Here is a 20,289-nt window from a genome sequence, read left to right on the forward strand (position 1 = left end):
CTGGAAATATCGCTCGACAGCACCTGGTAAACGATGGCCGTGCCGACCAACAGCGCGACGAAGACTCCAAAACCAAAAATAATGCCGACCGAGGTCTTGGTCATCCAATGGCGGCGTTCATGCGCTCCCAATTCGTCACGCGTAAAAACTTGCACGTCGCGAGGGAGCATGTTGCGTAACGTCTCGGCAACGGCCGTGGGCTGTTCGCCAGGACGGAGACGCACCAGCCCCAAGCTGACTTCGCTCGGTCGGCGGTAGGGGAGCAGTCGGCGAAACGTCCCTTGGCTAGCGACGAGGGCGCCGTCGGCGCCGAAGCCGGTCCCCAGTGCGAATTCGCCAACCACGTCGACGCGATGCCGGCCGACTTCGGTCGAGACTCCTTCGTGAATCGGGCCGAACTCTGAACGGCTCAGACGATCCAGCAGCACAGAGTCCGTCTGTTCCAACCGCTGCTGCTGATCGAGCACCTCTTCCAGGGCAAAGACGCGATCGTTCGGATCGAGCGCCATCAACATGATGCCGCGGCGCTGGCCCGTGGCGACGTTACGCCACAATTGGAAGCCCACGTCCATCGCACTGGTTCCGGCAACCTCGGGCAGCGACGCCGCCTGTGCCAACCGTACGCGTTGGATCGTGCCAGCTTTAGCCAGGTGCAGATACTGGGGCGACGCCAGTAGTAGATCGAAATCGAGGTGGTCGTAGATTCTCGTGGCCGTCTGTCGAACCGAGGCCAGAAAGCCTAACTGCATTAGCACCAGCACGACGGCAAACGCCACGCCGGCAACGGCGACGACGGAGCGAGTTTTCTGATGCAGCAGATTCAGCCAGGCCAGTTGGGTTTTCATGTGACCCACGAAATTGACATCAGCGAGACGTGTTCGCTCGCCCGTGGTCGCTAGTTGGCCGGCGAATTGCTTTCGCCTTGCCCGGCGTTTTTCGACGGCTCGATTTCGATCAAGACATCGACCTGCAGGTCGACCAGGCCGGCAGCCTCGAGACTGTCATCCAGGCGAATCCGCGCCAGTATGACCCGTGCGTCGGCCGCCGCAGTGGGATCGAGGCTGATTACATCGTTTTTCGCGACGGTCTTGCCCACGCTCTCGACGACACCGGTCAGTGGTGCGGACAGGGCGTCGCTGGTGATGCGCGCCTTTTGACCTTTATGCACCAGGTGGATATCGGTCTCGTAGATCTCGGCGGTGACGTACATATGTTCCGTGTCGCCGAGGCGCAGCACGGGGCGAGGGCCCATCGTCTCCCCGACGCGCGTCACCAGGCTGAGGACGCGACCCGCGCACGGAGCGCGCACGATTGCCAGTTCCAGCTTCTGGCCAGCGGTGGCGGTGCCCTTTTCGAGCGATTCCAATTGCAGGGCCGATTTTAAGCGGGCGAGATTCGCTTGCGCCGTGACGAGGCGGGCTTTTCCTTCCCGTTCGCGGGCGGCGCGTGTCGCCTCGAGCTTGGCCATTTGCGCGCGTGTGCTGTGCAACTCGGCCTTGGCCTGTTCGACCACCAGTTGCTGATGGTCCTGCTCCTGCTCGGAGACGACGTCGCCGGCGCCGGCCAGCCGATCATGGTCGCGGTTGGCAACCTTCAGATTCACTTCCAGGGCGTCGATCTTGGCTGCCAGGGCTTGCGCGTCGAGGTCGGCCAGCTTGAGCTCTTCGAGAGCCGTCTGGGCCTCGGCGACCAACGCTTCGCCGTAGGCGCACTCGGCCTGGCCGCGCGCCTTGGCCTCGGACAATTGAATATCCGCCAATTGCACTTCGCTCTGACGTAATGGATAGCTGCTCAGGAAAGCAAGCTCTTGGCCTGGCGTAACCGGATCGCCCTCGGCGACGAGTAGCTTGTCCAAGCGTTCGCCCGCCATGCCGCCGACGTCGACGATTCCTCCCCGTGGTGAGAGCCGCCCCAGGGCGGCGACCGTGGGGCGAGACCGGCGTTGCCCGCTGGCATCGGCCTTGTCGCGGGGTGGGGCTTCGCTCCTCGCGCGACAGGAGGCCAGCAAAAGCGCGCCGAGAATCAATGCCGTCACGGTCCGAATCGAATTCCGCATTACCAACGGCATCAGGCGCAGCCCCAGAGGAAAACAGCTATCTCGCAGAATAGTTACCCGTAGGCTTCGCCGCAACGCACGTTCGCCTGCATTGTCGCGCATTGATGCGGCTTATTCGCGTCATTGGTAACAGGGCACAGCATACAGCGGAGGTTGGTCAATGCGCGATCAACCGACGGTACCGGCAATCGCCGCCGGCCAGGGGACGTCGCTGGTGCGGATTGAATCGCGGCGGCTGCGTGGTATGAGCCAACGAGCCGCGGCATCGTTCAGCGCCAGGAGTCGCTTACGACTCGTCCGGCTATCGGCTAGCCCGACAAGGGTTGGTAGAGGCCGTGACTCCGGCAGCTGAGAGCATCGATTACGCGGCCGGTTTCCGGATGGGGAAACTCCGCCCGTATTTGTTTCACCAGGATTGTGATCCGCCGTCCCGCCCCCGTTCCGGTGAAGATTCACCGGGTGGGTGAATGGTCGCTTAAGTTGCTATCTGGCAATGGGTTAAGTGACTGTCTTGAATGTGGTCTCACCAAGGTGGTGAAGGTGGGTGAGGGGCACTTCGGAAGTGGGGAATGAGGTTAAGTCGTTGGCAGGTTAGGGGATCGAAAGCGACTTTTCCGTGGTGCCGAAAACGGCACGGTGCTTGCCAAAGAAGAATCCGCCGCGGTGAGGTCGCTGAGAGGCGATAGCACGCGTGGCAGGACATCTCGATTCGCGCTAAGGGGCTTCCTAAACCCGAGTCCGGGCTGGCGCGCATTGAGACCAACGTGGCAGGGAGGCTGGACGGCGCAGGCGATTTGCGCCGGATGGGACAAGTGTCGCTCAACCTTATCCACACGCTCGAAGCACAACGCCACGATGCAACCTTCTAGGGAATTATCTGTCGCGCCTGCGGCTGCGCCACCACGAGTGGCGTTACGGGCTGTGGATGCCGCGCAATGTTTGATTGTAGCCACCGACGATGCCCGTCGGGACAACCTTGGCTTCGCGGCTCGCGAAGGGGGTTGGGATGTCACGCTTTGCGGCGACGTGGCCGCGGCGGTGACACAGTCCCGGCAGCGATCGCTGCAAATGGCCATCGTCGATCTCAGCGGGCCGGCCTGCGCTGATCTGCCGAGCTTTCGCTTTCTTGTCGAGCAACTGGCCTGTACCAGCCGGATGTTGTTGCTGGTTTGCGGCAATGTCGACGATCCGCGCGAAGAAGTCTGGGCGCGACATCTGGGCGTCTGGATGTATCTGCCCGGTGCGATCGATGGCAGCGAGCTCGTCGGATTGTGCGTGGCAGCGCGCGAAACCGTCGAGCGGTTGACGGCCAGCAATCGTCAGCAACGCAACGGGCACGGAGAGATGAAGTTTTACCGATCTTCCTGAGGCACGTGCCTCGGGTTTCGTGATAGTTCGAGACTTGATTTGCGGTACCGGTCACGACCCATGACCGGGCCAAAACATGGGATGGACGGTGCACCAGCCGTCCGCAATTTTTGAAAGGAAAGCAGCATGCCGTCGTACAGCAATTCGCACCAGGATTACAGCGCCGACAACGATTTCGACTACGGCCGTCGCCAGCCGGAACGTTCGCCGCAACGTACCCGCCGCTCGTCCGTCCGGCGCAGCAGCACCAGTAGCACCAGCAGCACGCCGTCGAAGTCTTCGGCGTTCAATGGGCTGCACCGCCGTCGCAACAAGCATTGGAATTGGTAAGCGTGGCATTCGCCGGTGATTGAGCAGGCATAGTCGTTTCCGCGTACTTGCGATCGCGGTGTACGAAGCACAACGTGCCTGACCGATTGCGTCTGGGCGAAGCGCGAACCCGCATTTCGCGTGGCGAACAAGACATCTGGCGACGACGTAGGCCGCGCCGGCTAACGCGGCCTACGTCCTCGCAATTCTCTCGGGTGCAAAAGCGCGCGTCTGTCACTTTTGCCTGACCCTGCCCGCGGGCGGCGAACTCGGCGGACGCGCACTACTTGGTGCTGCGTTCCAGAATGGCGCGGAAATCTCGCAGTCGATCGAGCTGCACGCCTTGCGCCTCGTGCTCGAGCAGGAAATCGGCATCTTGCTTGGCGCCCTCATGCTCGCCTGTCTGCCAGCGAAGCATCGCGCGCACGAATCGTTCCTGGTGCGCGTCTGGCGACAGCGCTAGTAGCGCGTCCAGATATCGCAGGGCTGCCCGCTCGTCTCCTTGCCGCTGTACGACGCCAATCAGGTTGTGCAGAATGCGCAGCACGATGGCCCGCTTGGTCATGGGGCGTGTTTGCTCCTCGGTGGGAGATTCGCCGGTCGCTTCACGAACGCGGCGGGCAGCCTCGTCAGAGGTGATAGTCTTGCCCTCGTCGAACACATCGATCAGCCGCGGTTCGCCGTCGGCGGGGCGATAGCGCACCACGAAGTGCCCCGGCAGGCCCACCCCTTCGATTTTCAAGTCGAGGCGTCGGGCGAGCTCCATGTAGATCACGGACAGCGTGATCGGCAGTCCCTCGCGCTCGTCCAGCACATCGTTGATATAACTGTTGGCGCGCCGGTAATACTGAAAACTGCGGCTGCCGTGGAACCCGCTCTCTTCGAAGAAGAACTTGTCGAGCGCGGCCAGGCGCGCCGCTTCGTCAGCCTTTTCCATGAGCGACGCGGAGATGTCCGCGGCCATTCGATCCACGATCTGGCGATAACCCTCGCTGTCGACATCGGCGTTATCGAGCTGGGCGACGGAGAGGCAGGCGGTCAGCAGGTCTGTCGATTCGTCGGGTTCAGCCAGCCGCTTTACCAGGTCGCCGATGACTTGTGCCTCACGAAGTTTGGTACTGAGGAGCAACAACTGTTCAGCCTGCCGAGAAAGCCGCTGCGCCCGCTCGGCGATCGCGGCTGACGTGAGATCATTGCTGACGGCCAATTTCTCGGCGAGCGCCACGCCAGGCGCGCGGTCGGCCGGAAGCTCAGAGATGAGCTGGTCGATCCGTGCGGCGACGTCGGTGCCGAAAGTGGGCTCGGGGAGCTCTTTCGCCATGCGGAATTCCTTGAACTCAGCATGAGTATCGCGAAATTTCGCCAGGCCAACTTTCCCGGCAAGGGGCCGCGACACCGGCGTCGTGATCAGGACGTGCCCGTTTACGGAACAGACGATCCGGGCCGGTTCGACCCGCACGTGCAGCTTGTTGAATTCGCCCGAACGATAGAAGGGGGACGACTGCTGCGACAAGATCGTCCAATTCAGCACATCGGGACCATCGAAGCGGGTCAGACGGAGTCCGCCGCCGCTGGGATAGAAGCCGTAATGCTTGTCTCCGCCGTCGGCCGCGAAGACCAGGCCGGCGGCGCCGGATTCGTCGTCCAATCGCACAGAGACGCTCATTTCGAAAGGTAATTCGGGCGGCGTCGTCGTCGACAGGCAGAGCGCGCGCCCGCCGAAACCGTCTCCTTCGCCATCGACCAGGATCCGGCTCCCCCGCGTGCGCCAACTGGCTCCCTGCAGGACTTGCCATTGCCGCGGGTCGACCAAACCCTGATTGATCCAGCGGGCGATTGGCACCGGATTGGGCTTGGTCAAAAGCGGCTTCAAATCATTCACGGCGACGGCGAAGCCCAGGTTGGCCGTAACGGCCGACTTCATCGTGATGATCCCGCCAACGCGCCCTTGCAGGTCGACAAGGGGCCCACCACTGTTGCCGGGTTCGACCGGAATGGCCAATTGGATCATCGAGCGACCGTCGATCTCGCGCCGGCCCGACACGACACCGGCGACAACGCTATGGCGCAAGCCTTGCGGATTGCCGAGCGCAACGACGGTCTGTCCTTGTCGCAAGGCTTCCGAGTCGCCGATCGGTAGCGGCTTCAGATCTTTGGCATCGACGCGCAACACTGCCAGATCGAGGTGGCGGTCGAAGGCGTGAATGCCTTTCACGTCGTAATGCTTGCCGTCTGCCAGTTGCACTTCGATGGCGCGCCCCTCGCCGATGACGTGCATGTTGGTGGCGATCAGCCCGTCGGCCGCCACGACGAATCCACTGCCCAGGCCGCGCAATTTTCCGTCGCGGCCGCGCACCGAGATGACGGCCAGCGACGGCTTCACTCGCTGGAAAACCTCTTCGACGCCGGACGCATCGACGGCGGGGCTGTCGCCGCGTTCGTCGGTGGTCGAAGTCTCGTCGTCGCCGTGCGACGCGGCAACGCTCAGCAGCCACGCTGTGACGGCAATCACGAAATGAAAATGACGAACGTAAGCGGCCATCGGTTGCCTCATTCCTGTCGCAATGCTGCGCGGTTGCTATTGAGCGCCGCGGCGGAATTCCGTCCGTTTGACACTCTTGCGGCGCGTCTCCATGATAGGAGGCCAACGGGGCGTTGGCAAAAATCGCCTTGCCATGCCTGCCCAGATCGAAGCGTTGTGATCTCGGTTTCGTAAGGTCGTTCGCCACCTGACCGCATCTCGATTTTGACGGATCGCCCGCCGCATGGCCGATGAACTTTGTTATCTGACGGCCGAGGATTTAGCAGCGGCGATCCGGGCACGTCGCGTGTCGCCTGTCGAGGCCGTGGATGCGGCGCTCGCGCAAGCGACCCGGTTGAATCCGTCGTTGAACGCGCTGGTGACGCGGTGCGACGAAGGGGCGCGCGAGGAAGCTCGTCAGGCCGAGACCTTGGTGATGCGCGGCGGCGAGTTGCCGCCCTTGTTGGGTGTGCCGGTCACGGTCAAGGATTTGCACCTCACCGCCGGCATCCGCACGACGCTCGGCTCGAAGCTGTTCGAGAATTTTATCCCCGACCATGACCAGCCTATTGTCGAGCGACTGAAGCGTGCCGGCGCGATCATCATCGGGAAAACGAACACCTCGGAATTCGGCCTGATCCCACTGGCGGCCAATGCGCTATTTGGCGAATCGAATAATCCTTGGGATGTGCGCTACAACACCGGGGGTTCGAGCGGCGGCGCCGCGGCGGCCGTGGCGTGCGGGATTGGCCCTTTGGCCACGGCCAGCGATGGTGGCGGCTCGATCCGCATACCGGCCAGCTTCTGCGGAGTCTTCGGACTGAAGCCGCAGATGGGGCGCGTGCCGCATTCGCCGTTTCCTCGTGGCTGGGAATCGCTGTCGCACCAGGGCGTATTGACGCGTACCGTGCGCGATACGGCACTGGCGCTGGATGTGCTGGCCGGACCACATTCACTCGATCGTTGGAGCTTGCCCGCGACGGGGCGAAGCTTCTTGGCGGCTTGCACTGGTGAAGCACGCGGTCTGCGCCTGGCGTGGTGTCCGCGACTCGGTAGCTTGCCTGTCGAGCCGGCGGTAATGGCCGTCTGCCAGCAGGCCGCCGAACGTTTCGAGCAGTTGGGCTGCCAGGTGACGCCGCTGGAACTCGATCTGCCTGACCTGGGGCCTGCCCAACAAACGATCGTGCTGTGCGAAGCGGCCGTCGGAATGCAAGCGCGTCGTGCTGAATGGGAGCAGACGATTTTTCCGCCGACACGAAAGATGCTGCCCAATGCCGATAAGCTGACTTACTACGACCTGGTGCAATCACAATGGCAGCGGGAAGAGTATTGGGAAAAGTTCTCGCCCGTGTTCGACCAATTCGACGCGGTGTTGACACCAACGGCGCCCATCACGGCAACCTTGAACGGCACGCTGGGCCCGAAGGTTATTGAGGGGCAATCCGTGCGTGCCCTGTCGTGGCTCGGTCATGTCGTGCCGGCCAATATGACGTGGCAGCCGGCAGCGAGTATGCCCGTTGGCTTTGACGACCAAAAATTGCCCGTGGGCTTGCAGATCATTGGCCGGCAACACGATGAATGGACGGTGATTCGGCTGGCGAGCGCGTATGAAGCGGCCCATCCCTGGGCGAAGGATTGGCCGCCGATCGTGCGTTGAGGATTCAGAGTTGATCCGCAGATTGCGAGGATGGACGCAGATTTTTTGAAAGATGTGAACAAGGAGTGGTGATGAAGCGCTTCCGCATTGCGGTTTATCCGGGAGATGGGATCGGCACCGAGGTCATTGCGCAGGCGCTGCGTGTCTTGAAGGCCGTGGAAAAACAGCAGCGGGAATTTGCGCTCGATCTGGTTGAGTTTCCCTGGAGTGCGGCTTACTACCGCGAGACGGGACGGGTCGTGCCTGAGGATTTTTTGGACGTATTGCGCCCCTTCGATGCCATCCTGCTGGGGGCGGTGGGTTGGCCGGCCGAATTGCCTGATCACGTCACTCTCGCGCCGCTGGTAACTCTGCGGCAGCGGTTCGATCAATACGCTTGCGTGCGTCCGGCGAAGTTATTCGCCGGGCTCAACAGCCTACTAGCAGGCAAGGGGCCCAAAGATGTCGATCTGGTCGTAGTGCGCGAAAACTCGGAAGGTGAATATGTCGATAATGGCGGGCGGATCCGACGCGGCACGCCGGACGAGTGTGCGGTGCAGACCGCCATTCATACGCGGCGCGGCGTCGAGCGGATTTTGCGGTTCGGATTCGAACTGGCCCGCACGCGCCGCAAGCATCTGACGATGATCACCAAGAGCAATGCGCAGCGGTATGCCTACGTGTTGTGGGATGATGTGCTTGACGATATCGCTGGTGAGTATGCCGATATCACGATCGACAAGCAGCATGCCGACGCGGCGGCGATGAACCTGGTGCGCCGGCCAGAGACGTTCGACGTCGTCGTGGCTTCGAATCTGTTCGGCGATATTCTCACGGACCTGGCTGGCACGATTGCCGGTGGACTGGGGCTGGCGCCGAGCACGAACACCAATCCGGAACGCAAGTTTCCCAGCATGTTCGAGCCGGTACACGGCTCGGCCCCCGATATCGCCGGGCGCGGCATTGCGAACCCAATCGCGGCGGTGCTCAGCGCCGGCATGATGCTCGACTGGCTGGGAGCGACGAACGCTGGGCAGGCGATTCTTGCCGCGGTCGAGCGGACGCTGGCCGCGGGGCACAAGACGGCCGATCTGGGCGGACGCTTAACGACCGAAGAAATGGGGAACCAATTGATCTCGGCGGTCGAAAAACCATCCTGATGGTCGGGCGCCCTGCGGGCACCGGCTCATTTAATGCGCGCAAACGATTCGACGATTTTGCCGATATTTGCTGGACTGGCGCGCATCCTTTACGATACTTGTCAGCGTCCCTTCGCTCTTTCGGTTTTAGGAGAGCCACGGCCATGTCCGAAATGTCTCGCCGTCAGTTCGCTCGCGATTCGTTGGCCACGCTGTTGACGATGTCTCTTTTGGAGACGGTTTTTCAACACGAACTACTGGGCGCCGACGTTCGACCAGCGGCCGCGCAGTGGCTACGTGATATCGAGCAACTCGGGCAGGACGTGAAGGGGCAGAAGATCGAGCAACTCGTCTGGCAGCAAAAGGTCGAAGAGTTGTTCCGGCAGGTGCCGCTGGCAGACATCCTGGCCCTGATCGACTTCGATCAGTTATCAAATGGCGTGAAGTTCGTCGACAACGGCGCTCTGAGCCTGCGTTTCAAGTTCCCCGAGGTCGAAGGGGTGCCGAAGAATTTGATTTATGGGCGACAGATTTTCGCCCTCAAGAAGGACCGCTCGGTCGTGCCGCATGGGCACAACAACATGGCCACGGCGTTCTTGATTTTGAAAGGGGACCTGCGCGGCCGGCACTACGATCGCTTGAAGGACGAGCCTGAGCATTACATCATCCGGCCGACGGTCGATCGCACATTCACACCGGGCGAGTGTTCGACCGTCTCGGACTTCAAGGACAACGTCCACTGGTTCAAGGCGATCACCGAGCCGGCTTTCATCTTCAACCTGCATGTGCTGTCTGTGAATCCGGGCAATGCCGAGCCCACAGGCCGGCTGTATCTCGACCCCGAAGGTGAGAGACTTTCCGACGGCACGGTCCGGGCACGGCAGATCAGCTACGACGAAGCGCACAAGCTTTACGGCTAGCGAAGGGATGACGAACGTCCATCTATAAGTCCGCCGGCAGGAATAGGTCCCGGACCCGATCCACGACGACGTCGTCTGAGAGCTTAACGCTTTGCTCGCATTCTTGCTTGTACTGCTCGATAAGTGAGTGTCGGATTGCTTTTACGACACGAGGAGTCGTCATTGCCGCAAGCACGCGTCGGTTAGAAAGGCATGCTGTCCGATGGTACATTAGTTCTGAGTCGCCACTAAAAACGGCGCGGCTAGTGAGCAAATACAACTTCTCAATGTCATCGTCGCTTACGCCATCTTCGTCGAGGAGCGCAAGGTCAAACACTTCAATCGTGGTTGGGTCCGCTCCCTTTACTGGGAATACCCTGTAAAGCTTCCATATTTGTCCGTTTGTAATTGCGGCCCAGTCCGCCGACTTATTCAATGCGTACATGACCGCCTGATCGCGAACATTGCACGGCAGTTTCGAACGGATATTTTTGCACTCGATTACCATGAACACCTTGTCATCTCGCTTTAGCGCGATGTCGATTCGTTGATTTAAGGCGCGCATTTCGGTATCTATTTCAATATCCTCGTATCCAAGAACGCTCCTCAGTACGTCAATGCACCAACGACGTACTTCCTCCTCCGAAGCATTGTCCTGTGAGGCAATCTCCATTAGGCGATTGTGGTAGGGACGCATGCCGCGCTTGATTGTCGAAAAGAAGTGTTTGCGAATCTCCTGCTTCGTTCGGCGTTTGCGCTGTGCGTCCGATTGTTCCGAGTTGTGGATCGCGGCCCTCTCAACCGGCGACGGTCGCTCGATCTTTACGATAAAATCACGGTGGCACTTCGGGCACTTGATGGTCTTTCCTTCGAGCCTGAGTTGTCGTTCCTGTACCTTGAACCTCGAGCGGCAGTAGTCGCAGGTTGTCACCCCCGCAATCGCAGTTTCCATCATCAAGTCCTTCATTTTCACGTCTACCGTGGCCAGTTGGCTCCGCAGCAGCCTGCACTGCATTGGCGGCCAGTCTAATTGCCGAGTTTAACGATTTCTAGTCGTGTAATAATTTTAGTTCGTTAATGAGTCGACGCGCACGGGCACCTACACCTCATGAAATCTCAATCACCCGCGCCATGCCGGTGACTGCGTGCCATTCGATGTGACAATGGTAGAACCAGCGGCCGGGGTTCGTCGCACGCCATTCAAGCAGCACGGTTTTGCCGGCCGGGATGTTCACAGTGTCTTTCTTCGGGGCGCTGGTCAGGTTCGGGCGGTCTGGATCGCCGAGGACCGAAAAATAATGCCCGTGCAGATGAAACGGGTGATCCATGCCGGTCGGATTTTCCATGACGAAGCGGACTACTTCATCGGCTTTGAGCGAAATCGGATCGGCCTGCGGATAGGTTTGTTCGTTGATGTTCCAGGCGTAGGGAGACATCGTGCCGCCCAATCGCAGGCGAATCTCGCGAGGCTTCTTGCTGACGGGAACGGGATCGCGAGCCCGCATTTCGGCGGCGTGGTATATGCGCTCGCCCCAGGCGACCGGCGTTACGGCCGGCTCGCCAGCGGCTGCGTTGGGATAACGCAGTAGCGCCCGGGCTTCATCGCCGGCCAAGGTCGCGACGCGAATCAAGGCCGCGCCTCGCTGATCGGCACGCAGCAGAACGTCATAGCGCTCACCGACATTGATGACCAGGTTGTCAACCTCGACCGGTTCCAAGGGGGCGCCGTCACTAGCAATCACGGTCAGCCGGTGGCCGTCGATCTGAAAGCGCAGGGCATACGTCGTCGAGCCGTTGATCAGTCGCAGCCGCAGCGTCTCGCCCGGTTTGACGTCGATCGTGGGCAGTGGTGTCATGCTGTCGGCGCCGAAACGTCCGCGGCCGTTGAAAAGAACCGACTCGAACGGCACGTCTCCGACGTCCGGCTTGCCGTCGCCGGCCATGCTCATTCCGGCCATTGCAGCGGATTTCATCGGCGGCATCGCTTTCTCGTCGGTAGCCTTCTCAGGCATCTTCGCGGCGCTGTCCGTAGTTGGCATTTTCATCGCGGGCATTTTGGCGGGCGCGCCGTCAGCGGTGGTCGTCATCTTCATGCCTGCCATGCCGCCGCCGGACGAACCTGTGAGCCCCGCGAGGATCTTTTCTGCGGGCATGGCGAACCAATCATTGAGGAGCAAGATTTCTTCGCGATCGTACGGGGCGATAGGTTTGTCGTCTTCGACGATCAACGGGCCGAACAATCCGTCGCCGTATTGCACGCCGGTGTGCGAGTGATACCAATGCGTGCCGGCCGGAGTGGCCTCGAATTCGTAGACGAATTCCTCTCCCGGCGCGATCGGCGGACGCGAGACATTTGCGACGCCGTCCATTTGCCAGGTGCCAGGCTGATGCTGGCCGTGCCAATGGACACTCGTCGGAACGTCGAGCTCGTTCTTCACGCGGACGCGCAGTTTTTGGCCCAGCTTCGCGCGAATTACGGGGCCGGGCAGTTCGCCGTTGTAGCAGAGGATGTCGCGTGATCGTCCGTCGGGCGCGGCCTGTTTTTTGACGGCGCGCAGCGTGTAGTCGACGTCGTTCGATTCATCCGCCGATGGCGCTTTCGTCGTCGAGGCGCTCGGCGCGCAGCCATTTAAGATAAGTACGCCCGGTGAAATCGCCAGGCCGCACGCTCCCACCGCGCAATGCCGCAGCATGTCTCGCCGCGACAGGGGGTCGGCAGTCGTATCGTGTATGGATTTGCGCAACGACATCGCGGTTGTCCTCCAGGAAATTTGCCACCACGGGCAGAGAGTACACCGAGAAACGATCGTCCTTTGAAATCACGGGCGATGCAGAGTGACTAGCTCTCGCCCTGAAACTTAACACCGGCCCGTACCATCGGCAAACATGCTTGCCGCGGGGCGGCAGAACGGACAATCGCCGTGGTCAGGCTTTTGCGAGCCTGCAGGCCCCATGTCACGGCGACCGTGCCCAGCGACGCCGGGCAGAGCGTATCACCTACCTGGGCACGAAGAACATGCCGGGATTCACGCTTGGCGGCGTGACGTATTGCCGCACGCGCTCACCGCGCGTGCCTTCCTTGTGTTGCTTCTCGAGCGCTTCCAGGTCGACTTCCGTTGTGGTGACCTGCATGTTGTCGAGCGTACCGTCGGCCTTGTAGGTGCGCACCACGGTTTTGGTCGGCGCGTGGGGCTTGCCAGTGGCGAGGTCGATCACGGTCATGGTAAAGCGGGTCAAGCCATCGAGTCCATCTGGTGTCACCCACACGTACAGGTTCTTGCAATGACCGGTGTAACAGGCGTTAGGAGCAACGTCCTCTTCGCAGCCGGCGTTGAACCAACCGGTGGGTATGACGCATTCCAAATCGTCTTGCTCGCCGAGATAGAAGCGTTCGAGCAGTTCCCGGCAATCAATGCAGTGGGTTGCTTCAGCATCCCCGCTGACGACCATCTGAAACGCGCAGCGAATGCGGCGCAGATTATCGACATCCGTCACCGGCGCCAGCGACCAGTTTTCGGTCAGGTTGCGCGAGGCGCTAGGATTGAACAGCATGCTCAGAATCGGCAGGCCGGCCCCGAATTGCATCGCCTGGGTCAATGTCGGAGCATAAGTGCCGTTGACGCTCATTCCCTTCTGGTCGGCCACGTTCACCGTGCCGGCGTTGACGATCGCCAACGAGGGCATGACGGCGGGGTTGGCGACGAAGCGGGCCAAATTGTCCAGCACCTGCTGGTAGTTCAGATCCGTGAGCGTTTCGGTCGTGGCCACGGTGTTGTCGCGCAGGCTGAGATGCGTCCGGCAGCCGCCGGCGAGGACTGACACAGCTAGCAAAAGTGCCGCCGCTCGCATCGTTTTGCCGCTCCCGGCAGGGTCTGCGAACCCTGCTGCCCGCGGTGCCGTCCCGCAAGAGAACCCTTGCGAAGCACGGTGAAATTGGCAGAGTTTGAGAAATGTATCGGCTTTTCCGGCTGCGGAACTTTGGCGCTTCGCCAGATTCCGTACAATGAGGGACTTGGCCCGCCGCGGCCGCTAGCAGCCGAGCCAACCCGGTCCAACAGGGAGGAGTCTCACGCGTGGAATTTCGACTCGTTAGCCCATTCGCGCCCGCCGGCGATCAGCCGCAGGCCATCGCCGAACTCACCGCGGGCCTGCACGCCGGGCGCAAGCAGCAAGTACTGATGGGGGTCACGGGTTCGGGCAAGACGTTCACGATGGCCAATGTCATCAAGAACATTCAAAAGCCGACGCTGGTCCTGTCGCATAACAAGACCCTGGCGGCGCAACTTTACGGCGAGTTCAAGGACTTCTTTCCCTATAACGCGGTGCATTATTTCGTTAGCTATTACGACTATTACCAGCCCGAAGCCTACATCCCGCAGCGTGACATCTATATCGAGAAAGACGCCTCGATCAATGAGGAGATCGACCGGCTGCGACTCGCTTCGACGAGTGCCCTGGTCAGTCGACGCGACGTTGTGATCGTTGCCAGCGTGTCGTGTATCTACGGCTTGGGCTCGCCCGAGGATTATCGGGCGATGGTCGTGGGCCTTCGCCGCGGCCAGCAATTCGATCGCGACGAGATGCTGCGAAAGTTGATCGATGTGCAGTACGAGCGCAACGACATCGAATTTGCTCGGACCAAGTTTCGCGTGCGCGGCGATTGCGTCGAACTGTGGCCGTCGTATGAAGAGTTTGCCTTGCGCATCGAGTTCTGGGGAGACGAGATTGAGAAGCTGTCGATCATCAACCCAACCAGCGGTGAGGTGATTTCGGTCGAAGAAGAGCTATACGTCTATCCGGCAAAGCACTTTGTTCTGCCCGAGGAGCGTATCGAGGCCGCCGTGGGATCGATTCGCGAGGAACTCGATTTGCGACTGGCCCAGTTAAAGGATCACGGAAAATTGCTCGAAGCGCAGCGGCTGAACGCCCGCACGCGATTCGATATCGAGATGATGACCGAGGTCGGCTACTGCCCAGGCATTGAGAATTACAGCCGGCCGTTGTCCGGGCGAGCGCCCGGTTCGACGCCGGATACGCTGTTCGATTATTTTCCGGACGACTTCTTGTTATTTATCGACGAGTCTCACGCCACGGTGCCGCAGGTGCGCGGCATGTTCGCCGGCGACTTCAGTCGCAAGTCGACGCTGGTGGAACATGGTTTTCGCCTGCCCAGCGCGCTCGATAACCGGCCGCTACGATTCGAAGAGTTCGAGCGGCGGATTCGCGAAGTGGTGTACGTATCGGCCACGCCCGGACCGTACGAGTTGCAGCAAACCGGCGGCGAAGTCGTCGAACAAGTGATTCGCCCCACCGGCCTTTTGGACCCGGTGATCGAAATCAGTCCCGCGCGCGGGCAAGTGCCGCACCTGTTGGGGCAGATTCGCGAGCGGGCGGCCGTCAGCGAACGCGTGCTAGTCACGACGCTCACCAAGCGGCTGGCCGAGGATCTGTCGTACTATCTGACGGAGCAAGGCGTGAAGTGCAAATGGCTGCACAGCGAGCTGGATGCCTTCGAACGCGTCGAGCTATTGCGCGAACTCCGCGAAGGGCGCTTCGAAGCGCTGGTGGGGGTGAACCTGCTGCGCGAGGGGTTGGATCTGCCCGAAGTCTCGTTGGTGGCGATCCTCGACGCGGACAAGGAAGGTTTTTTGCGCAGCGAAACGTCGCTGATGCAGACGATCGGTCGCGCCGCGCGCAACGTGAACGCGAAAGTCGTGCTGTATGCGGACAAGGTGACCGAGTCGATGCAAAACGCGATCGATGAGACGCTACGTCGACGTGCGCTGCAGGAAGCGTACAACCGCGAGCACGGTATTACGCCCGAGACCGTGCGGAAGAGCATCAAGTCCGGCATCGAGTCCGAAGCCAATGCACACGCCGAGGCGAACCGGGCCGTGGGCCGGAACGACGAGGCCGAATACATCACTGAGGAATACATTCAGGAGTTGGAAGGCGAGATGCTGGCCGCGGCGGAGTCGCTGGAATTCGAGCGGGCCGCGGCGTTGCGCGATCGAATTTCGCAATTGCGCGACTCGGTCGGCCAGAAACGCAACGAAGTCGAGATCCATGGCACGCGGGCCAACCGGGGCAAACAGCGCGGGCGAAAAAAAGGAGCGGGGAAGCGCGTGCCTCGCCCTAAACGCTCGTAATGCCGAATGGGCTGGTCGCCTTGATCCCGTCGATCCCGTCAACACCCTGCGAGCGAACTGCACAATCGATACCAGCAGTCGTGGCGGAAAGCCGGGGCTTTTTCTAAAGAATGCGGGTTTGTTTTGACACCGGACGAATTTGACATAGTGTTCCTCTAGAGGCAATCAAACGGCCTCTCCTGCAAAAGACTTGTCCGGTGACCGCTGCCACATCCCATCGGGTCGGGTGTCTTCCGACCGGGTCGCGGCCCCACAGCTTGTGGAGACGACAACTATGAAGCCCTTCGCATCGAAATGCTGGAAGTTCATCAAGTCCGAGGATGGCCCAACCGCCGTTGAATACGCGGTGATGTTGGCGTTGATCGTGATCGTCTGCTTGGCGGCGATTCAATCGATCGGCACAAATGCCAATAGCACGTTCAACAACGTAGCAACGCAATTGGGCTCGTAATCGGGCTCCCGAATACGTGCCGGCGAGGGTGTCGGCTAGCGGTCGAAGCGTGCTTCTGGTGTAACCCGCCGGAGGTACGACTCCGACCGCATTTTTTTTGCGCTTTGCCTGATCGCCATGCGCATCGAATGCACGTGTGATTGCCGTGCAATCCGGGACGAGGCGAGCCTGCGTGATTTAACGCGGCAGCTTACGAACCTCGGCGTTCATCTTAAAGGACAGCGTTTTGTCCGGACCGACGCCGTCGGCACTGAGGTGCGGGTAAAAGAATAGCCGCAGGCCTGTGCCGGCCTTGGTGCATTGGCCGAACACCACCATTTCCTGGCCCGAGCCTTCGGGCAACCAACGCTGATTAAAGTCGGGCGGAGCGCCCGTCATGCAACCAGCGACAAACAGGAGTTGCACCTGGGGATGGCGCGAGTACCAGCTCTTGGCCGCGGCGTCGGGCACAACTTTCACCGTGGCGATGAAGACGTCCCCCGGTTGCCAACTGCCGCCGCAATCGTCGCGATCGGACGGTTTTAGTTCGATCCAATTGGGTTGGCCACTGGGCGCTTTGTCATTCACAAACGCGTCCGGATGGATGGTCACGGTATCGCCTGCCAGGTCGACTCCGGAGGGGAATTGCGTCCGTCCGGGAACGGCCGTGGCCGTCAACTCGCCGAGTCCCGCCAGGACGGTGGGGGACGAGGGAGAGGAATTTCCTACTCGGGAAAAGGGGTCGTCGTCCCAGGCCTCGTTCGAATCGCTTTGCGTCATGCCGGTGAAGACGTTTCCCCAACAGAACCGACGTTTGCCCTGTAGATGCCTCTTGTTGTTCGCTTCCAACCACCAACAAATGTTCGAGCGATTCAGCCTGTGCATGGCGATGCCAAAACCCGTATTGGCTTCGCAATAGATCCGTCCATTGAGGGCGTCGCACCCCTCGATGATGCCGCCTACGGCGTTCTCGCGGCTGGTGAGGTCGACCTGCACGTAATGACACGAGTTCAGCACAAAGCCTGTGGCGCCGGGGTTGTTGTGAATGTTGGCTTCCAGAACGCCGCCATCGTAGTTCGTAACGCTCAGCGCGACGCCATGCTCGACCTCGTAAATTCTTAAGCCATGCACCGAGATGTATTTTCCACCGCCCGTGATTCGTACCGATCCGCCGCGGATGCCAATGTTTTCGATCCGCTGGCGCACGTCGTAGCCCGGCAGGTTCGAAGGGCGTTTGGGCTGGGGAACGTCGATCAAGATGCCGCCATCGATGTCATACAACTCAGCGTCAGGGGTGCCACGAATGGCAAAATGAGTCGGGTACTGGGGTGTTTTAGCGTAAATGACCGAAGGCCAGGGAATGGTTTTCGACAGCGCGAGCGAACCTGTAATCACGATCTCGCCGCCCCCCTGACTTGTGATGCGGCGAATGGCTTTGACGATCGCGGCATCGTTGGCCGCGACCGACGCGTCGTCGGTCGCGCCGTACTTGGCACCAAGGGATGCCGGGTTATAGGTGTCTGCAGACGCGACAGCGGAAAACGCGAACAAGATCGCCAGGCCTCGGCCCAAGATCAGCGGCTCGCCTCGTCGCAGGCAGAAGACCATTTGCCGAATCAGGGGGCCGACGGCAAGCAGCACGCGGCGGATGGAACGAATGATGATCAGGCGCATAAGCGTCATAACCTCTGCAGCCCCGTAATGTAGAAATCGTTCGTGGAGGAGCCTTTGCCGATGCCGTAGGTGCGAATAATCGGCCATGGGTCGCCCTGGCACGCTGACGGACACGGTAGTGATCGACGCCCTAGGGGCCATGACGGCGCGCCGATTTGCGGCTTAGGGCGTGGTAGAAGAGCCGAATGTTCCGAAAAAAAGATTGCCGCGGAGTGCAACGCCGTCAAGGGGCGAAGGTCCCGCCGTGGCAAGCGCCATTGTACGGTGAATGTAGATTTGAGGGACGCAGCTTTCGCAAGTTTTGCATAAAATGCCCGCATGAATCATTGTAGATGTAGGTTTTGATCGGTGGGATTTGCCGCCCGAATATTGGGCTGCGGATGAGGATATAACGAATCTGCAAGTATGCCATTGCGTCGTTCGAGGGCACACTTATTCTTTAGGCGTGCTTCTTCCAAAATGCGGCGCGTAGACCGAGTGGGGATCGTTCTTTATGAAGTCGTTTTTGCGGAACGCCGCGGTGTACGTCACTGACAAGGCGCTGCTGAATCTCGCACTACGGGCTTACGACAATCGCAGTGCGCGAGCACGGAAGCACCTCGCTCAATATGCTCCCGACGTGCAGGAATATATGAAGCTGCGGCTTTCCCGAGGCGCCGCTGACCACACCTTCCTCGCTTGGAAGCTGCTGGAACTTATCTATCAGTTGGAGCGCATTCGCCCGCAATCGATCGTCGAGTTCGGCTCGGGGATTACCACGTACATCTTTGCTCGGTACGCGGCACGGCACAACGCGTCGATCGTAACGGTCGACGAGACCCCCGAATGGCAGCAGGTGGTCCGCAGCGAGCTTCCCGATCAACTGCGAAAGCTGGTGCAATGGGAGCAGCGCAAAAGTTGCAGTGAGGTTCAGGAATCCGGGCAGGTCGTCTTTTACGAACAAGGTTATAGTGCGTCATTACCCAAGACCATTGACTTGGCCTACGTGGACGGCCCGACCTGCCTGGATATTGGCGGCAAGAAGACTCCCTGCATCGATGTGCCGAAATTGCTCGCCTCCGGCCACGTCGTGCGAAACGTACTGTACGATTATCGCTTGGATAGCGCGGACTACTTGCTCGATGCGCCGGTTGGGCTGCGCTACGATGGCGATCTTTTCTACGAGCTACAGTACAAACGATCCGGTTGCGCCATGGGCTTGACCGATCGGCACCACACCCATCTGTACCAGCGAACCGAAGAAGTCGGTGCCGGTGCTAAAACCGAAACGAGTGACGCCGCGAGTGTCTCGGCCGAACCGGCTGCAAGGTAACGGCGGAAAAGCGCGCGATCGGAGCCGTTCGATCCAGCGGGCTGGCGAACTGCGGTGGGCCGTCCGAGGACAGGGCCTAATGGTCGGACGGGGCCCGCAAGTAGCCCAGCGGATGCGGCTTAGCGGCCACACGGCAAGGCCCTTCAAATGGCAGCGAATTGCCGCCAGAGATCGATCGCATGCCGCGACGATCGCAGCCCCCTGTGATCCCCGTGCGGGGGTTCACTAGCTGCCCAAAAATGCCGAAGAGAGGACTCGAACCTCCACGACCTTACGGCCACAACGTCCTGAGCGTTGCGCGTCTGCCAATTCCGCCACTTCGGCTGGGGTCCTCATTTATAGGTCAAGAAGGGGTCCCGTTCAAGCCGCTTCGGGCGGCCCCCACTTCGCAAATCACGGCACTTAATAGCGCGATACGGTGCGATCGATTTCTTCGGCCCAGCGATCGATGCCGCCGACCATCGTGCGGGCTTTAGCAAAGCCTTGCCCGCGAAGCCAATTGGCCACGCGCTCGCTACGCCCGCCGTGGTGGCAATGCACGATGACTTCTTGATCGCGATAGGCGTCGAGCTCGCCAAGGCGGGCGGAAAGCTCGCTCATCGGCAGCAACCTTGCACCTTCGATGTGCGCGATCGAATACTCGTCCACCTCGCGGCAATCGAGCAGCATAAACGCCTCGCCCGTATCGAGCTTATCCTTCACGCCGCGGCAGGTGACCTCGAGGGGGCAATCGTGTTCGGCATTCATGACGGATTAAACTCGCGGGAAAGAGAACGACTAGCGGTTACGGCAATTC

The 20,289-nt window shown here is 60.5% G+C and carries 16 protein-coding genes and 1 tRNA gene; 8 read left to right on the top strand and 9 right to left on the bottom strand.

Translation table 11 applies throughout. From position 1 onward, the window contains the following. A partial coding sequence (locus VGN12_29960; GenBank protein HEY4313706.1) for an ABC transporter permease occupies positions 1–845 on the bottom strand: 845 nt, incomplete at its 3' end. Positions 846–895: 50 nt separating this feature from the next. Beyond that, the gene (locus VGN12_29965) at positions 896–2,035 is read right to left on the bottom strand and encodes an efflux RND transporter periplasmic adaptor subunit (protein ID HEY4313707.1); all 1,140 of its coding nucleotides are present in this window, start codon (positions 2,033–2,035) and stop codon (positions 896–898) included. A 960-nt stretch (positions 2,036–2,995) separates the two neighbouring features. Here VGN12_29965 and VGN12_29970 point away from each other — a divergent pair. Beyond that, entirely contained in the window at positions 2,996–3,424 is a 429-nt protein-coding gene (locus tag VGN12_29970) for a hypothetical protein (GenBank protein HEY4313708.1), read from the top strand. A 126-nt stretch (positions 3,425–3,550) separates the two neighbouring features. Beyond that, entirely contained in the window at positions 3,551–3,754 is a 204-nt protein-coding gene (locus VGN12_29975; protein HEY4313709.1) for a hypothetical protein, read from the top strand. Between the two features lie 262 nt (positions 3,755–4,016). On the opposite strand, the gene VGN12_29980 is transcribed toward VGN12_29975, so the two are convergent. Continuing rightward, on the bottom strand, positions 4,017–6,275 hold the full coding sequence (locus VGN12_29980) for a transglutaminase family protein (protein ID HEY4313710.1): 2,259 nt from the start codon (positions 6,273–6,275) through the stop codon (positions 4,017–4,019). Between the two features lie 223 nt (positions 6,276–6,498). Between VGN12_29980 and VGN12_29985 the strand changes: the two genes are divergently transcribed. From VGN12_29985 to VGN12_29995, 3 genes are all read left to right on the top strand, one after another. After that, positions 6,499–7,911, top strand: coding sequence for an amidase (locus VGN12_29985; protein ID HEY4313711.1), 1,413 nt, complete (start codon positions 6,499–6,501; stop codon positions 7,909–7,911). A 71-nt stretch (positions 7,912–7,982) separates the two neighbouring features. Then, positions 7,983–9,050: a tartrate dehydrogenase gene (locus tag VGN12_29990; GenBank protein HEY4313712.1), complete on the top strand. Its 1,068-nt coding sequence runs from the start codon at positions 7,983–7,985 to the stop codon at positions 9,048–9,050. Positions 9,051–9,193: 143 nt separating this feature from the next. Then, the gene (locus VGN12_29995) at positions 9,194–9,949 is read left to right on the top strand and encodes a hypothetical protein (protein ID HEY4313713.1); all 756 of its coding nucleotides are present in this window, start codon (positions 9,194–9,196) and stop codon (positions 9,947–9,949) included. A gap of 22 nt (positions 9,950–9,971) precedes the next feature. Here the strand turns inward: VGN12_29995 and VGN12_30000 are convergent, their stop codons facing one another. The 3 genes from VGN12_30000 to VGN12_30010 form a co-directional block, all read right to left on the bottom strand. After that, on the bottom strand, positions 9,972–10,895 hold the full coding sequence (locus tag VGN12_30000; GenBank protein HEY4313714.1) for a type I restriction enzyme HsdR N-terminal domain-containing protein: 924 nt from the start codon (positions 10,893–10,895) through the stop codon (positions 9,972–9,974). Positions 10,896–11,034: 139 nt separating this feature from the next. After that, positions 11,035–12,678 (bottom strand): multicopper oxidase family protein, encoded by a 1,644-nt coding sequence (locus tag VGN12_30005; protein ID HEY4313715.1) that lies wholly within the window; start codon positions 12,676–12,678, stop codon positions 11,035–11,037. A 247-nt stretch (positions 12,679–12,925) separates the two neighbouring features. After that, the gene (locus VGN12_30010) at positions 12,926–13,777 is read right to left on the bottom strand and encodes a hypothetical protein (GenBank protein HEY4313716.1); all 852 of its coding nucleotides are present in this window, start codon (positions 13,775–13,777) and stop codon (positions 12,926–12,928) included. A gap of 224 nt (positions 13,778–14,001) precedes the next feature. On the opposite strand from VGN12_30010, the gene uvrB reads away from it, so the two are divergent. Both uvrB and VGN12_30020 read left to right on the top strand, forming a co-directional pair. Then, a complete protein-coding gene (gene uvrB, locus VGN12_30015; protein HEY4313717.1) occupies positions 14,002–16,077 on the top strand; it encodes an excinuclease ABC subunit UvrB in 2,076 nt (691 codons plus the stop codon). Between the two features lie 274 nt (positions 16,078–16,351). Next, positions 16,352–16,528 carry a Flp family type IVb pilin gene (locus tag VGN12_30020; GenBank protein HEY4313718.1) on the top strand — a complete coding sequence of 59 codons (177 nt, stop codon included), beginning with the start codon at positions 16,352–16,354 and terminating at the stop codon, positions 16,526–16,528. 177 nt (positions 16,529–16,705) lie between these two features. Here VGN12_30020 and VGN12_30025 read toward each other — a convergent pair whose 3' ends face one another. Next, entirely contained in the window at positions 16,706–18,190 is a 1,485-nt protein-coding gene (locus tag VGN12_30025; GenBank protein ID HEY4313719.1) for a hypothetical protein, read from the bottom strand. Positions 18,191–18,674: 484 nt separating this feature from the next. On the opposite strand from VGN12_30025, the gene VGN12_30030 reads away from it, so the two are divergent. Beyond that, positions 18,675–19,493 carry a hypothetical protein gene (locus VGN12_30030; protein ID HEY4313720.1) on the top strand — a complete coding sequence of 273 codons (819 nt, stop codon included), beginning with the start codon at positions 18,675–18,677 and terminating at the stop codon, positions 19,491–19,493. 240 nt (positions 19,494–19,733) lie between these two features. On the opposite strand, the gene VGN12_30035 is transcribed toward VGN12_30030, so the two are convergent. Both VGN12_30035 and VGN12_30040 read right to left on the bottom strand, forming a co-directional pair. Then, positions 19,734–19,817, bottom strand: a tRNA-Leu gene (locus VGN12_30035). Between the two features lie 78 nt (positions 19,818–19,895). Then, positions 19,896–20,240 (bottom strand): rhodanese-like domain-containing protein, encoded by a 345-nt coding sequence (locus VGN12_30040; GenBank protein HEY4313721.1) that lies wholly within the window; start codon positions 20,238–20,240, stop codon positions 19,896–19,898. Between the last annotated feature and the right edge of the window lie 49 nt (positions 20,241–20,289).

It is taken from the genome of Pirellulales bacterium (genome assembly GCA_036499395.1).
Lineage (GTDB): Bacteria > Planctomycetota > Planctomycetia > Pirellulales > JACPPG01 > JACPPG01.

What these genes read in the sequence shown, in the direction of transcription:
- VGN12_29975 (HEY4313709.1), top strand. Translation starts at nt 3,551, where the DNA reads ATGCCGTCGTACAGCAATTCGCACCAGGATTACAGCGCCGACAACGAT.
- VGN12_29980 (HEY4313710.1), bottom strand. Translation starts at nt 6,275, where the DNA reads ATGGCCGCTTACGTTCGTCATTTTCATTTCGTGATTGCCGTCACAGCG.
- VGN12_29985 (HEY4313711.1), top strand. Translation starts at nt 6,499, where the DNA reads ATGGCCGATGAACTTTGTTATCTGACGGCCGAGGATTTAGCAGCGGCG.
- VGN12_29990 (HEY4313712.1), top strand. Translation starts at nt 7,983, where the DNA reads ATGAAGCGCTTCCGCATTGCGGTTTATCCGGGAGATGGGATCGGCACC.
- VGN12_29995 (HEY4313713.1), top strand. Translation starts at nt 9,194, where the DNA reads ATGTCCGAAATGTCTCGCCGTCAGTTCGCTCGCGATTCGTTGGCCACG.
- VGN12_30000 (HEY4313714.1), bottom strand. Translation starts at nt 10,895, where the DNA reads ATGAAGGACTTGATGATGGAAACTGCGATTGCGGGGGTGACAACCTGC.
- VGN12_30005 (HEY4313715.1), bottom strand. Translation starts at nt 12,678, where the DNA reads ATGTCGTTGCGCAAATCCATACACGATACGACTGCCGACCCCCTGTCG.
- VGN12_30010 (HEY4313716.1), bottom strand. Translation starts at nt 13,777, where the DNA reads ATGCGAGCGGCGGCACTTTTGCTAGCTGTGTCAGTCCTCGCCGGCGGC.
- VGN12_30020 (HEY4313718.1), top strand. Translation starts at nt 16,352, where the DNA reads ATGAAGCCCTTCGCATCGAAATGCTGGAAGTTCATCAAGTCCGAGGAT.
- VGN12_30025 (HEY4313719.1), bottom strand. Translation starts at nt 18,190, where the DNA reads ATGACGCTTATGCGCCTGATCATCATTCGTTCCATCCGCCGCGTGCTG.
- VGN12_30030 (HEY4313720.1), top strand. Translation starts at nt 18,675, where the DNA reads ATGAAGTCGTTTTTGCGGAACGCCGCGGTGTACGTCACTGACAAGGCG.
- VGN12_30040 (HEY4313721.1), bottom strand. Translation starts at nt 20,240, where the DNA reads ATGAATGCCGAACACGATTGCCCCCTCGAGGTCACCTGCCGCGGCGTG.